This window comes from Propionispira raffinosivorans DSM 20765 (assembly GCF_000381065.1).
Lineage (GTDB): Bacteria > Bacillota > Negativicutes > Selenomonadales > Selenomonadaceae > Propionispira > Propionispira raffinosivorans.
Map to the genome: position 1 here is coordinate 49,264 of NZ_KB905842.1, position 14,651 is coordinate 63,914.

The following is a 14,651-nucleotide window of genomic DNA, read 5'->3' on the forward strand; positions in this document are numbered from 1 at the left end:
TGTGTGCAGTCCATGTTTGTTATTGTTAAATCATATTTTAGGGGGATATCATTTTTATGACAGTTAAAGATAGAAAAAGTCAGTTAGTACTGACGGTTTTCTTAGGGGTTTTGGCAGCACTTGCGCCGCTTTCAATAGATATGTATCTACCAAGTCTGCCGCTTATGCCGGAAGAATTTGGAGTTACTACATCCGTTATTCAGCTTACACTTACGATGACCATGGCTGGTATGGCGATTGGACAGATTTTTGCTGGTCCTATAAGCGATATGAAGGGACGCCGGATACCTTTGGTTTTCGGTATGATTATATTTGTACTTTCAACGGTTGTCTGTGTATTTGCAACGACCATTGATATCTTTCTTGTATTTCGCTTCATACAAGGGCTGTCTGGTGCCGTAGGCATCGTTATAGCTCGCGCGATTGCACGAGACCTGTACGAGGGACCACAGTTAACAAAGCTTTTTTCCATGCTTATGCTGGTAAATGGTCTGGCACCCATTCTCGCACCCGTGATTGGCGGGGAAATTCTTGTATTCGCCTCTTGGCGTGGCATTTTCGTGCTGCTCATGCTCATCGGTCTTGTGCTTACTGGGGCGGCACTGCTTTTCAAAGAGAGTCTGCGTTCAGAAGACCGTGTTAGAGGATGGGGCTCGACTTTCAAAAGCTTCCGTGCTCTGCTTACAAATAAATATTTTTTTGGTCACTGTCTTATGCAGTGCTTTTCTTTTGCTGCATTTTTTGCCTATATATCTGGGTCTTCTTTTATATTCCAGAATATCTATGGCGTTTCTGCACAAGAATATAGCTTGATTTTTGGTGGTATTGGACTTGCGATTGCTATAACCGGTGTGATTCCGATGCGCTTGGCGGGCCGTGTCGCGGACGAAAAACTTTTGCGCTGGTCGCTTGTACAGTCTTTTGTAGGGAGTTTGCTGATTTTTACCGCTTGTTGGTTTAATGCACCGCTCGCATTGCTCATATTGTCGTTGCTCGTCGTGATTCCGATGATTGCTATCATGGGGGCTACGAGCTTTTCACTTGCGATGCGTGCCCATGGCAAAAATGCAGGCAGTGCCTCAGCGCTTATCGGCTTTTTTTCGATGATTTCAGGAAGCATCATGGCTCCGCTTGTCGGCATTGCGGGCAGTGCGAACGCCATGCCGATGGCTGTTATAATGCTTATTGGTGAGGCAGGAGCGCTTTTGTTTTTTTATGTGATGATTATGCCGTCACATAGGAAGGTGACGGCATGAAATAGTAGGGAATATTAAAGTATATATAATATAGGGGACATTAGAATTTCAAATGATAACAGGAAGCATAAAATATTAATGGAGTTAAAATATTATGGAAAACATGTTTTTTATCAAAGGCGTAATCCTTGGATTTTCTATTGCAGCACCTGTTGGTCCTATCGGTGTACTTTGCATTCGACGCACATTGTCTAATGGTTTATTAAATGGATTTATTTCAGGACTTGGTACGGCAACCGCCGATGCCTTATATGGTTGTATCGCCGTTTTTGGGTTAACCGTTGTATCCACTTTTTTAATAAATAGTCAATTTTATTTACATTTAACAGGAGGATTATTCTTACTTTATCTCGGATATAAAACTTTTCAATCCGTTCCAGCCGAAATTGCGGCAAAAGCAAATGGAAAGGGGCTTTTTGGATCGTATACGTCGGCGTTTTTTCTAACATTGACCAATCCTCTGACGATCATGTCATTTGCTGCTGTTTTTGCTGGACTGGGAATAGGAACGGCGGGTGGAGAATTTGCATCTGGTTTACTTGTTTTAGGTGTTTTTATCGGTTCGATGCTTTGGTGGTTATTTTTGAGCGGAACGGTTAATTTACTTCGGAAACGCTTTGACCAAAAAAGACTTCATTGGGTTAATCAGATTTCCGGAGTTGTGATAACTGTCTTTGGAATTTTAAGCCTGTCAACTATTTAAATTAAAATTCATTATTTTATCAAACCTCAATATAGGAAAACAAATAGTAGCTGCCAATGTATATTCATTAAATGAAGTACATATTGGCAGCTACTATTTTTCTATGTTGGGCTATTTTGTAAGTTTACAATATACGTAAGTTTAGTGGCATCATAAGATGTTTCATCATAATATTATAGGCAGCATCTCCATTACCATCGTTTAGATAAGCTACGTATTGTTTATGTTCATCCAAGGTGCTGTCAATACGACCTGGGATGCCGAGGGCATTAGATGTAGTTAGATGGACGAGATACATTAATTGCTGAAAAGCCTTGTTGAATTCGGTATTATTTACATAGGAAACAATCGCAATGTGAAATTTGTGGTCGGCATCTATAAAAGTGTCATTCGCAGTTTTTGTATTTCTTGATTTTGTCATGGTTTCGATTAAGATATCGAGATCTTTTAGTAACTTTATGGCCTTTTTGCTATGTATTTCATTGGCAACGATGTGTGTGCAAAAACCTTCAATGGCACAGCGCATCTGTATGGTTTCTAACATGTCTTTTTCTGTGAGTTGGCGTAATATAAAACCCTTGCTGGGCATAATCGTAATATAGCCTTCCTGTGACAAGCGGCGTAGAGATTCGCGCATAGGAGTTCTTGAAATGCCAAGCTCAGCAGCTAATTTTGTTTCAGAATATAAAACATCAGCAGCTAATTTTTTATTTAGTATCTGCTCTTTTATGGTGTCATAAGCATGAATCTGCAATGAGCTTTTGTCGGTAATAGGTGACATTGGGGCACACAACCTTCCTCTTTTATTTATCATATAATAAAAAACAATTCCAGTCAATAAAAAACACTTGACAGTATACCGGGATACCGGTATAGTAATAATCAAACAATACTAAAGATACTAAATTTTTAGATTATTAAGGAGGAAGTTATGAAAATTGTCGTAATTGGTGCTGGGGCAATGGGATCAATCTATGGGAGTCATTTATCAAAACATAATGAAGTATATTTGATTGATATGAATCCTGATATTGTTAAAACAATCAATACAAAGGGACTAAAACTTCAGGAAAATGGGGAGGATGTCCTTTATCGCCCCAATGCAGTTTGTTCTTCAAAAGAGATAGGAAAAGCAGATTTGGTTATTCTTTTTGTAAAAGCGTTATATTCAGCTGCAGCTCTCGAAAACAATAAAAATATTATTGGAAAAGATACGTATCTGATGACTTTACAGAACGGGTCAGGTCATGAAGACATTATGGTAAAAGCAGCCTCACTAGATCATATTATTATTGGAACAACAGAAGATAATGGTGCGATTCTTGAAGCTGGATATGTCCGACACGGCGGTACAGGTAGAACGAACATTGGTATGTTAGCAGAAGATAAAACAGGAATGCTGGCAAAAGTGAAAACAATATTTGATGCTTGTGGTTTTGATACGGTGATACGCAGTAATATACAACAATTGATTTGGGATAAGTTGCTGACGAATGTTTCATTAAGTGTTGTGACAGGCGTATTACAGGTGAAGATGGGTTTTATTGCCGAAGATCCTAGTGCCTGGGATTTAACAAAAGCATTATTAACAGAAGCATTGTCTGTAGCAACGGCAATGGGACTTAATTTTAATGAAGAAGAGGTCACGGAACGTCTTAGAAAAACATCGAAAAATAATCCGGAGGGATGTACTTCTATTTATATGGATTTAATGAATGGTAGACGAACAGAGGTAGATACAATCAGTGGATCTGTTGTGCGGTCAGCAGAAAAATATGGTGTAAAAGTACCAACACATAAAGCTATGGTAAATATCGTTCATGCCATGGAAAAAAGAAATAAATAAAATTTAAAGTAAAACATAAAATCAGAGAAATGGAAGGAAGATTATTATGATATTTTCATCAATTTATGCAAAAGACGATTGCAATATATATCCGAAAGCAATTCAAACAGCAATTAACTATTTGAAAGAAAATGATTTTGTGGCTATGAAGCCGGGAGTGTATGAGATTCAGGGGAAGGATATTTATGCACAGGTATTTGATGCACAGACTGGGGTGATAACAGAAAAAAAACCAGAAGTACATGAAAAATATATCGATGTTCAGTTTCTTGCGACAGGAAAAGAACGGTTGGGCTTTACACCAGATACAGGAAGTTATAAAGTTACGGAAAAATTTGTTGAAAGAGATTTGATTTTTTATGAAAAGGTTGAAAATGAAGGGGTTATTGAAGCCAGGCCAGGTTGTTATTCAATATTTTTCCCGAGTGATGTACATCGTCCGGCATTACAGTCAGGCGAAGCAATGAATGTAAGAAAAGTCGTTGTTAAAGTTAAAGTGGATTTACTATAGTCGTATTCTCGTAAAATATGAAATGAGGTGCTGAAGATGGATAAAAGAGTTAATGAAATACCAAAAGGTAGGTGGCTACATATTTTGCCACCGATTATGATTATCTGCATTATTTCTTATATGGATCGTGTGAATATTGGTTTTGCTATGGCTGGTGGCATGAGTGATACTCTGGGGATGACGGCAAGCGTAGCAGGTTTGGCAGCAGGCATTTTCTTTATAGGGTATTTATTTTTGCAGGTTCCAGGTGGACAATTTGCGGCAAAGCATAGTGGGAAAAAGTTCATTACATACTCTATTTTAGTCTGGGCGGTTATTTCTGTTTTAACAGGTTTAGCAGAGACCATTAATCAGTTGTTGATTCTACGTTTTGCCTTAGGTGTTGCAGAAGGTGGTATGTTGCCGGTAGCTTTGACGATGGTGAGTAACTGGTTTCCAAATGAAGAACGTGGTAGGGCAAATGCATTTGTTATTTTGTTTGTGCCAGTTGCAGCAATTATCACAGGGCCTTTATCGGGTTATATTCTTGCAGTTTCAGATTGGCATTGGTTATTTATCATTGAAGGAATTGGTTCACTAGCAGTCTTGATTCCGTGGCTTCTAATGGTAAGTGATCGTCCGGAAGGTGCAAGCTGGATTAGTAAAGAGGAAAAAGAGTATATCATCGGAAAAATTCGGGACGAGGAAGAAGAGCTCCGTAATACAAGTGTAAAACAAGCATCTTTGAAGGATATTTTACCCAATGTGACGATGTGGAAGCTCATAGCCCTTAATTTTTGTTACCAATCCGGCATTTATGGATTTGGTCTGTGGTTGCCGACTTTACTAAAAAATCTAACGCATTCAGGAATGACGGAGATTGGCTGGTTATCAGCACTTCCTTATGTTGGTTGTGCAATTGGAATGCTGACGATTTCGAATATTTCTGATCGAACTGGTCGCCGAAAAGAATTCGTTGTTATTCCGCTTGTTGGTTTTGCACTTTGCTTGTTGTTTTCCGTCAAGACAGAAGAATACATCTGGGTATCGTATGCTTTTCTTGTTGGTTGTGGATTTTTTTTACAAGCAGCAGCCGGTGTGTTTTGGACGATTCCACCACGTTTATTTAGTCCGGCGGTGGCTGGCGGCGCAAGAGGAATTATAAACGCAATCGGTAATCTTGGTGGATTTGTTGGTCCTTATGCTGTTGGTGTTTTAATTCAAATGTATAGTTATGATATGGGGGTTTATAGTCTAGTAGCTTTGCTGTTTATTGGTGCAGCGATTACATTGACATTACCTGCTTCTGTGGAAGATAAGAAAAAACCGCAAGAATCCATAGAATCTTTGAAAGTATAGATCACTATCTTAAATATTAAAAGGGGCGTTCAAAATGAGAAGAATTTTGCCATCAATGCATTTTTTAGAAAATTTCATGCCGATTATGTCAAATGAAAAATTTGCGGTAGACGTTTTAGGTCAAGCGGCCGATATAGAATTTTACGAAGCCGTAGAGTTGGGATTTATCAAAGATACTGCCTGTCGTCATGCCATACGTAATATTGTCGAAAATCGTGGCTGGCAATTAACACAGTGGTGTTCACCAGTCATTGCGGACAAAGGGTTGTCTCTTTCAAGTCTTGATCCCAAAGAACGGAAAAAAGCTATTGCTTGTGCGAAAGAACTTTTGGCGGGAATTGCTGAAACCGGCGCAAAACGTTGTGGCTTGCAATCTGGTCCTGATCCAAAAACGGATGAGCTTAGGGTAGAAGCAAAAAAAGCACTGTTTGAATCTTGTATAGAACTTTCAGAAACGGCAAAACAGTATGATGGTATGTATCTTCTGTTTGAACCATTGGATCGGTTTGTGCATAAAAAACAATTATTGGGACCCATCAAAGAAGTTACGGAATGGTTTGCCAACTTGAAAAAAGAATGTAGTAATTTTTATATTCATTGGGATAGTGCACATGAAGTATTGGGCGGAGCTGATTTAAAGGAATCTGTTACATTAGCCGCACCTTATCTAGCACAACTTCATATCTGTAATTGTATAAATGATCCCCAACATCCGTATTATGGTGATCATCATATGGATATCGGACAGGCTCCGGATTATAAAACATGGGGTTATCTTACACCAAAAGTTGGTTCTGAAATCCTGAAAACAGTTGCGGCGTTTGAACCTTGTGACGGGGTAGAGATTACCTATTGTGCATTGGAAGTACGGGCACATTTAGCGGATGATCTTTGGGCAAAAGAACGCCTAATTCGTACGTTTCTCACAGAAGCATTTGATCTCGCTGGTATTGCACATAAATAAAGAATATTGTTAAAAGGAATATGAAGACGATGAAATATTTATTGGGAATTGATAATGGTGGGACATTTTCCAAGGCAGCGCTGTTTACGGAAGATGGTAAGCAGATTGCTGTGGCTAGTGAGGCAACACAGTCGATTATGCCGTTGCCAGGTTATATGGAAAGAGATATGGAGGAGTTATGGGAAGTCAATGCACGCGTGATTCGTAAGGTTATCGAGCTAAGCGGTATTGCGTCGTCTCTTATTGTGGGAGTATCTTTTTCTGGTCATGGCAAGGGTTTGTATCTTGTTGATAAAGCAGGAAAACCAGCCTATAAAGGGATATTGTCAACTGATACACGTGCATGGGAATATGTGAAAAAATGGAATATGAATGGAACGCTGGCAAAAACGTATGAGAAAACCTGCCAAAAAATTCTTGCCTGTCAGCCGGTAAGTCTTTTGGCCTGGCTTAAAGACAACAAACCAGAGGTGTTTCAGAAAAGCAGATATATTTTTGCTGTGAAGGATTATATACGCTTTATGCTTACGGGCGAAGCGTATGCTGAATATACAGATTTTACTGGAGCGAATCTTGTGAATTTTATGACAAAACAATATGATCAAGAACTTCTGACACTGTTCGGAATTAAAGAAGTATATGACAAATTGCCGCCGTTGCGTCATGCAGCAGATATTTGTGGTTTTATTACCAAGGCTGCCAGTGAAAAAACTGGTTTGTTACAAGGGACACCTGTTGCTGCGGGAATGTTTGATGTGGATGCCTGTGGAATAGCAACGGGGCTCTCGGATACGGAAAAACTTTGTATGATTGCAGGAACTTGGAGTATTAATGAATTTATTGCAAAAAAACCAGTTTTGAATAGTAGTGTGGATTTAAATTCAATGTTCTGCATACCGGGATATTATCTTATTGAAGAAAGCAGCCCAACATCTGCAGGCAATTTGGAATGGTTTATCCATAATTTTATGGATAAAGAAAAAGAACAGGTAAAAGCGGAGGGGGGCTCAATATATAATTTGACGAATCAGTGGGTAGCTGAGATTGAGCCAGCAGATACAGAGATTGTTTTCTTGCCGTTTTTGCATGGATCCAATGAAAATCCTTTAGCTAGAGGCACTTTTATTGGTCTTACTGCCTATCATACTAAAAAGCATATGTTACGTGCTGTTTATGAAGGAATAGTTTTTTCACATCTAACACATGTGAAAAAACTATTGAAAAATCGCGAAAAACCTACGTGCATACAGCTTTCGGGTGGAGCGGCGAACTCACTGATCTGGGTACAGATTTTTGCGGATGCATTGCAAATTCCGATTGAGACGGTTGCTGGTAAAGAGCTAGGAGCACAAGGTGCTGCTATGGCAGCTGGTATTGCAGCGGGCGTTTATGAGGATTTCCCCGATGCCATAAAAAAAACGGTTAAGATTAACGGGGTAACGCAACCACGGCTAGCGTATAAAAAAATCTATGAGATAAAATATGCACGTTATTGCCGTGTAATTGAAGCATTGCATGGTATTTGGGAAGATCTTTAAACAATGATTTGAAATGTGATCTCGTTAGCATTGGAGTTGATAAAAATGAAAATAGAAAAAAAAACCTTAACAGAACTTTATCGTTGCTATGCAGCGAGCAGTACGACAATTGATGGCGAAAAAAAAGTTATTTTTGCAACAGAAGATCATGGAGCGGCATATTTATATTCTTTGCCTGAACTGAAAAAAACAAAGCTTTGGGATGGACCCGGCGGGACAATGTCGATTGTTTCGATTCCTAGTGAAAATGGAGATTTTTTGGCAGTACAAAATTTTTTTCCTGGATTTTATTCAGAAAAGGCGGAGATTGTTTGGGCACAGCCGCAGCCGGATGGTAAATGGAAGATAAAAACGGTTTTACAGCTGCCCTATGTTCATCGGTTTGACATTCTTACGGCGAATGGGGTGAATTATTTTATTGGTTGTACGCTTTGTACGAGTAAAAAAGATACAGATGACTGGTCAGATCCGGGGAAAATTTATGTCGGGGAATTGCCAAAAGACCTCATGCTGCCGATAAAAATTTCTGCTATAAAGGAAGAACTGCTTAAAAATCATGGCTATAGCCGCACTGTATGGAAAGGCAAAATGACAGGTATGGTTACGTGTGAAAGCGGAGTGCTTGCGGTTACGCCACCACAGGTACGCGGAGAGGCATGGACAATTGAAACAATACTGGAGCGTCCTGTAAGTGATGTTGCCGTAAGTGATATTGACGGTGATGGTCAGGACGAGCTCATCACAATCGAGCCGTTTCACGGCAATCAATTTGTTATTAACCATAAGACAACAAATGGCTACGAAAAGGTCTATGAATATCCGGATGCCATGGAATTTGGTCATGTTGTTTGGGCTGGAAAACTTCGAGGTATTTCAACCATTATTGGTGGACAGCGCGGGGCGGCGCAAGAACTCTTTTATATCCAATATAAAGAAGGAAAATATGTAAAGACAACGATTGAAGCTCATATCGGTCCAAGCAATATCTCTGTAATTAATGATAAGGAACAGGATATTATTATTTCTGCGAATCGTGAAATAGGAGAAGCAGTACTTTATATTGTGACCGACTAAAAAGGAGGCTCTTGTTATGTTAGAAGAATTAAAGCAGCAGGTGTATGAGGCCAATATGCTGTTGCCACAGTATAGTCTTGTTACATTTACATGGGGAAATGTATCTGGTATAGATCGAAAAAAAGGATTGTTCGTCATAAAACCATCCGGTGTGGATTATGACAAAATGCAGCCGGAAAATATGGTTGTTCTTGATCTTAACGGCAACAAAATCGAAGGTGATTTAAATCCGTCGTCGGATACGGAAACTCATCGCAAGCTGTATCTTGATTTTGAAAATATTGGCGGCATTGTTCATACCCATTCGCGCTGGGCAACGACTTTTGCACAGGCCGGTCAGGGGATTCGTGCATACGGTACGACGCAGGCGGACTATTTCTATGGTGAAATTCCTTGTACGAGGGATATGACGGTAGAAGAAATTGAAATGAATTATGAATATAATACAGGTGCTGTAATTGTTGAGCGGTTTGAGTCACTTCAGCCAGATACTATACCAGGAGTTCTTGTTAAAAATCATGGACCGTTTACATGGGGGATGAATGCTTTTGATGCGGTACACAATGCTGTGGTTTTGGAAGAAGTTGCTATGATGGATTTTCATACGCAGCTTTTGATGGGGCATCGTAAGTCTATGCCACACATTCTATTGGATAAGCATTTTATGCGCAAGCATGGTTCCAAGGCTTATTATGGACAGAAAAAATAAATGGACATACAAGCCGTACCATAAATGATTTGGTATGGCTTGTTTTTATGAAAGTGGTGTCAAAATGAAAAATTATGTATTGGGAGTATATGAAAAATCAATGCCATCAACGCTTTGCTGGGTAGAAAAACTTCGTGCAGCGAAAAAAAGTGGTTTTGATTTCATTGAAATGAGTATTGATGAAACCGATGAGAAACTTGTCCGGTTGGATATGGGTAAAGAAGAACGCATAGAGATTCGGGCAGCAATGATTGATGCGGATCTGCCGATTCGTTCGATTTGCTTGAGTGGTCATCGCAAATATTCGCTCGGTCATCCAGATATAGCCATTCGTAAACGCAGTCTTGAAATCATGCAGAAGGCAGTTTGGCTTGCAGCCGATCTTGGTATACGGATAATCCAATTGGCAGGATATGATGTCTACTATGAACAAGGTACAGCAGAAACGAAAGCTTTTTTTATAAAAAATCTTCTCATTTGTACTGAAATGGCAGCAAAAGAAGGTATCTTCTTGGGATTTGAGACGATGGAAACCCCGTTTATAGATACTGTAACAAAGGCGATGGAATACGTTGAATTAGTAAATTCACCGTATCTGGGGGTTTATCCGGATTCTGGAAATCTAACAAATGCATCATTATTGTATAGGAAGGACGTTGTACAGGATATTAAAAATGGTGCAGGTCATATTATTGCCTTTCATTTAAAAGAAACAATACCAGGGAAATATCGGGAGATACCTTTTGGAACGGGGCATGTAGATTTTAGTAAAATTATACAGACTGCTTGGCGTATGGGGGTAAGGCGTTACGTAGCTGAATTTTGGTATATCGGACAGAAAAACTGGCAGGAAGATCTTGTCTATGCAAATCAGTTCCAACGTAAATTTTTTTCTAAAATCGAAACATCTTAAATATAATAATCAAAATGTGCCCGATAGATGATACTTTTTAGTACTTATTTACTAGGGGGTAGTTTATTATTCGTTGTGGAAGATTATTTTGAAATTCTTTTCAGTTTCTCTTGACACAATTTACCTCCACAGCTATTATATGTGTATACATATAATAGCTGTGGAGGTGTTTATAATGATGAAGTTGCCAGATATGCAATGTTGTGTTTGCGGTAATTTAAGAAAAACGACACGTGTGATTACGCAATTTTACGATCAGCACTTACAATCAACGGGTCTCCGCACCACACAATGTGCATTGCTTCGTAGTATTTCATTGCATAAAAACATTGCGGTTGGTGAACTGGCTGCTATACTGCTGATGGACCAAAGTACGGTTACGAGAAATATTGAAATATTGAATAAGCATGGATACATTCAGATTGTGCCTGAACATCAGGATGCTCGGAAAAAATTAATTTCAATTACGCCAGATGGTGAAAAAAAACTCGAAGAAGCTATACCCTTATGGGAAGAGGCACAAAGAAAAATCGAACAAGTACTGGGAAAACAATTTAATGGCTTTTTAGAAACACTGGAATCTATTAATAAAATTGGTAAATAAAAATTTTAACAAAATACATGTATATACATATATTGAAATAGTTTATGAACATGAAATAAAACGGCAAAATAATTGAGTATGTAAAATGGGGGTTCAAGACGGATGAGACTAACATTATTTAACGGAAGCCCAAGGAAAAATTGGAATACTGAAATTCTCTTGCAACATGTAATGAAAGGTGCAGCATCAAATGGCGCAGAAACGGAACTCATCCATCTTTATGATTTAAATTATAAAGGCTGTAGAAGCTGCTACGCCTGTAAACGAGTGGGCGGAAAAAGTTATGGTCATTGTGCGATTCAGGATGATTTAACCGCGATATTTAAAAAAGTCGAAGAATCGGATGCCTTGATTTTTGGTTCGCCTATCTATTACGGAAATGTTACCGGTGAGATGCGATCTTTTTGGGAAAGACTCCTGTTTCCATACTCCGTATTCGATATGGAACGGTCATCTCTGTTTAAAAAGAAAATACGAACAGGAATCATTTATACCATGGCAGCAAATGAGATTCAGATGAAGACAATGGGGTATGAGCAAAATCTTCATCTCATGGAAACGTTTATAGAGAAAATTTTTGGAGAAACAGAATCACTATTTGCTATTGATACCTGCCATTTTGAGGACTATACGCAATATGTTTCAACTTTTTTTAATGCCGAGGCAAAGCAAAAATGGCGGCAGGAAGAATTCCCCAAGGATTGTCAGAAAGCTTGGGAAATGGGGAAAAGAATTATTCAGCCAATTTATATTTAAAGGAGAGTGGTGTAAGTATGGGGAAAATATTATGTTTTATTTACGAAGAAATGGTTGATTTTGAAATGACATTAGCATGCCATTTGCTTAACCGAGAAATTGTTTGTATTGCCTATGAAAAGCAAGTGATAAAAAGTAAATCTGGGATAGGGTATTATCCTATGGCTACAGTAAAAGATGCACTGGATTTTACCGATGTGGAGGCTTTAATTATACCAGGAGGTTTTAATGATGAGCAGCGACCGGAATTAATGGAACTTATTCAAAATTTAAATAACAAAGGCATCTTATTAGCTGCAATTTGTGCTGGTACGCAGTATTTAGCGAAGGCTGGAGTTTTACAAGGGAAAATGTATACAACGGTATTAACCAAAGAGAAGCTTAGAGAGTTTTTTCCAATGACATTAGATGACCCGTTTCCTCGGGAAAGTTATGTTAATAAAAATGTGGTAAAAGATCAAAATATAATCACGGCTTTGGGAAATGCATTTGTGGATTTTGCAGTGGAAATACTTGATTATTTTAAACTGTTTAAAGAAGAAAAGGACAAGCAGGCTATGAGTAATCATTATAAGTGCATAATTAGTTTTTCTCCATCAGTAAATGCTCTTAAGGATAATTCCTCAGATATTGCAAAATTAGAATCATGAGTTCCACAGCAATGAATACTATCCGTTAAATCCCAACCATAAAGTGCAAATACATTATTAATAAAATTAATATCATCTGCACCTATTTTAGGATCTGCACCCCCTTGAGCAAATATCGTTATTACCTTTTTACCTGGATGTCTTGGTACAAAATCTCCAAGCCCTCCAATCATTGGAAATGTACGGTCTAACCAAACTTTTGCTTGACCTGTAATTTGGTGATAATAGATTGGCGAACCAAATATAATAGCATCTGCTTCATTAATAGCCTCATACATTGGTTGTAGATAATCTTGAATAGCACAACCATCATGTGCACGGCAATAATAACATCCTTGACAACCACGAATTCCAGAATCATTCAAATCAAATTCAATAATTTCGGCACCTTTTGATTTGGCTCCATTGACCACTTGTTCTAACAATTTTGCAGTATATCCATTTTTTCGTGGACTACCATTAAAAATAACAACCTTTGACATTTAATATCGCTCCCTTTTAGTAGTTTTATTTTAGATGTTGCTTGTGCATTGATTATAATATGAATGTTGTTATAATTGAAGTACGCACTTTATGGTTAGATACTCAATAAAAGGAGAGTGATTTTATGAAAGATGGACCTATTGATCCTTTGGTCTGTCCCATTTCATATACAGTATCTATTGTCAGTGGTAAATGGCAATGGGTAATATTATGGCTGTTATACAACGAAAAAGTACAAAGGTATGGAGAACTAAAGAAAAGACTGGCAACTATTTCTCATAAAATGTTAAGTCAACAATTAGATTCACTTGAATTTGAGCAATTAATCCATCGTGAAGAATATCCACAAATACCTCCTAAAGTGGAATATTCTTTAACTGAGAAGGGCGAGACATTAATCCCTATATTGAAGCTTATGGCGGTATGGGGAGTAAAGAACGGATTACAAGCACATATGGAGTAAATTGTATATATTATTTCTATTCATAAGCATACAATTTTAGGTGAATACTAGAACCTATCGACATAAATTTAATTCAAGTAATGGAGCATTGGAATTAAATAGTAGATATCGAAATGCATCAAATGACAAATAATAATATTTGTCATTTGATGCATTTCGTGTTATTATAACTTTAAGGAGATGAAACATATTTTATGGGGGATTTTTTAGGAGCACTAACGAAAGAGCAGATACTTGTGGCAACAGAAGAAGCGCTCCGACGTTTTGGAGTAGCAAAAACTTCTGTTATAGATGTGGCTCGCATCTTGAATGTAAGTCATGGAACGATTTATCGACACTTCAAAAGCAAGAATGAGCTTCTTGAAGGCGTTACAGAGAAGTGGCTTGACGAAAAAATCATTAAACCGTTAACCGATGTTTGTAACGACACTTCAATGGAAGGGCCTCAATATTTACAGTCATATCTTCGGACACTCATTGAATTAAAACACCACTATGCTCGTGAAGATGAAGAGATGTTTAAAATGTATGCGAAAGTAACCGATGAAGCTGCTGACTTAATTTATAAACACGTTAATCATATTACAGATCAAATGGGTGAAATCATTACCCGTAGTCACATAAAATCTGAGGAACCTTCTCGATTAGCCCGAACTATTTTCTATGCTACGATACGATTCCATCACCCAGCCCATGCATATGAATGGAAAAGTCCAACGATTTATAAGGAGTTTTTAGATGTGTGGACTTTACTGGAAAAAGGTTTTATATCTGAAACGTGAAATACGGGGAAGCGGATGAATTTCACAATTTTAGTAACAGGTGCAAAAATAAAGTAGAAGG

General features: G+C 38.2%; 17 protein-coding genes. 15 read left to right on the forward strand and 2 right to left on the reverse strand.

The annotated features are described in order from the left end of the window. Positions 1-56 precede the first annotated feature (56 nt). Together F606_RS0104210 and F606_RS0104215 are read left to right on the forward strand one after the other, a co-directional pair. Entirely contained in the window at positions 57-1,256 is a 1,200-nt protein-coding gene (locus F606_RS0104210) for a multidrug effflux MFS transporter (protein ID WP_019552625.1), read from the forward strand. 94 nt (positions 1,257-1,350) lie between these two features. Then, on the forward strand, positions 1,351-1,959 hold the full coding sequence (locus F606_RS0104215; protein ID WP_019552626.1) for a LysE family translocator: 609 nt from the start codon (positions 1,351-1,353) through the stop codon (positions 1,957-1,959). Positions 1,960-2,083: 124 nt separating this feature from the next. On the opposite strand, the gene F606_RS0104220 is transcribed toward F606_RS0104215, so the two are convergent. Further along, the gene (locus F606_RS0104220) at positions 2,084-2,740 is read right to left on the reverse strand and encodes a GntR family transcriptional regulator (RefSeq protein WP_019552627.1); all 657 of its coding nucleotides are present in this window, start codon (positions 2,738-2,740) and stop codon (positions 2,084-2,086) included. Between the two features lie 150 nt (positions 2,741-2,890). On the opposite strand from F606_RS0104220, the gene F606_RS0104225 reads away from it, so the two are divergent. The 11 genes from F606_RS0104225 (at position 2,891) to F606_RS20550 (ending at position 12,862) form a co-directional block, all read left to right on the forward strand. Next, entirely contained in the window at positions 2,891-3,805 is a 915-nt protein-coding gene (locus F606_RS0104225; RefSeq protein ID WP_019552628.1) for a ketopantoate reductase family protein, read from the forward strand. A gap of 46 nt (positions 3,806-3,851) precedes the next feature. After that, entirely contained in the window at positions 3,852-4,316 is a 465-nt protein-coding gene (locus tag F606_RS0104230) for a NanQ anomerase/TabA/YiaL family protein (RefSeq protein ID WP_019552629.1), read from the forward strand. 36 nt (positions 4,317-4,352) lie between these two features. Then, positions 4,353-5,654, forward strand: coding sequence for an MFS transporter (locus F606_RS0104235; RefSeq protein WP_019552630.1), 1,302 nt, complete (start codon positions 4,353-4,355; stop codon positions 5,652-5,654). Positions 5,655-5,688: 34 nt separating this feature from the next. Next, entirely contained in the window at positions 5,689-6,618 is a 930-nt protein-coding gene (locus F606_RS0104240) for a sugar phosphate isomerase/epimerase family protein (protein WP_019552631.1), read from the forward strand. A 20-nt stretch (positions 6,619-6,638) separates the two neighbouring features. Beyond that, positions 6,639-8,156, forward strand: a complete 1,518-nt coding sequence (locus tag F606_RS0104245) for an FGGY-family carbohydrate kinase (protein ID WP_211210024.1) — start codon at positions 6,639-6,641, stop codon at positions 8,154-8,156. A gap of 45 nt (positions 8,157-8,201) precedes the next feature. Then, positions 8,202-9,230, forward strand: coding sequence for a hypothetical protein (locus F606_RS0104250; RefSeq protein WP_019552633.1), 1,029 nt, complete (start codon positions 8,202-8,204; stop codon positions 9,228-9,230). A gap of 16 nt (positions 9,231-9,246) precedes the next feature. Further along, positions 9,247-9,939 carry an L-ribulose-5-phosphate 4-epimerase gene (locus F606_RS0104255; protein WP_019552634.1) on the forward strand — a complete coding sequence of 231 codons (693 nt, stop codon included), beginning with the start codon at positions 9,247-9,249 and terminating at the stop codon, positions 9,937-9,939. Positions 9,940-9,973: 34 nt separating this feature from the next. Then, on the forward strand, positions 9,974-10,852 hold the full coding sequence (locus F606_RS0104260; RefSeq protein WP_211210025.1) for an L-ribulose-5-phosphate 3-epimerase: 879 nt from the start codon (positions 9,974-9,976) through the stop codon (positions 10,850-10,852). A 175-nt stretch (positions 10,853-11,027) separates the two neighbouring features. Then, positions 11,028-11,456 (forward strand): MarR family winged helix-turn-helix transcriptional regulator, encoded by a 429-nt coding sequence (locus F606_RS0104265; protein WP_019552636.1) that lies wholly within the window; start codon positions 11,028-11,030, stop codon positions 11,454-11,456. 102 nt (positions 11,457-11,558) lie between these two features. After that, on the forward strand, positions 11,559-12,212 hold the full coding sequence (locus F606_RS0104270; RefSeq protein ID WP_019552637.1) for a flavodoxin family protein: 654 nt from the start codon (positions 11,559-11,561) through the stop codon (positions 12,210-12,212). Between the two features lie 17 nt (positions 12,213-12,229). Beyond that, positions 12,230-12,862 carry a DJ-1/PfpI family protein gene (locus F606_RS20550; protein WP_019552638.1) on the forward strand — a complete coding sequence of 211 codons (633 nt, stop codon included), beginning with the start codon at positions 12,230-12,232 and terminating at the stop codon, positions 12,860-12,862. On the opposite strand, the gene F606_RS0104280 is transcribed toward F606_RS20550, so the two are convergent. Next, on the reverse strand, positions 12,781-13,344 hold the full coding sequence (locus F606_RS0104280; RefSeq protein ID WP_019552639.1) for a flavodoxin family protein: 564 nt from the start codon (positions 13,342-13,344) through the stop codon (positions 12,781-12,783). The genes F606_RS20550 and F606_RS0104280 overlap by 82 nt on opposite strands. Before the next feature lie 125 nt (positions 13,345-13,469). Between F606_RS0104280 and F606_RS0104285 the strand changes: the two genes are divergently transcribed. Together F606_RS0104285 and F606_RS0104290 are read left to right on the forward strand one after the other, a co-directional pair. Continuing rightward, positions 13,470-13,808 (forward strand): winged helix-turn-helix transcriptional regulator, encoded by a 339-nt coding sequence (locus tag F606_RS0104285; protein WP_019552640.1) that lies wholly within the window; start codon positions 13,470-13,472, stop codon positions 13,806-13,808. Between the two features lie 194 nt (positions 13,809-14,002). After that, complete coding sequence (locus F606_RS0104290; RefSeq protein ID WP_019552641.1) at positions 14,003-14,590, forward strand: TetR/AcrR family transcriptional regulator; 588 nt, start codon at positions 14,003-14,005, stop codon at positions 14,588-14,590. The last annotated feature ends 61 nt before the right edge of the window (positions 14,591-14,651 follow it).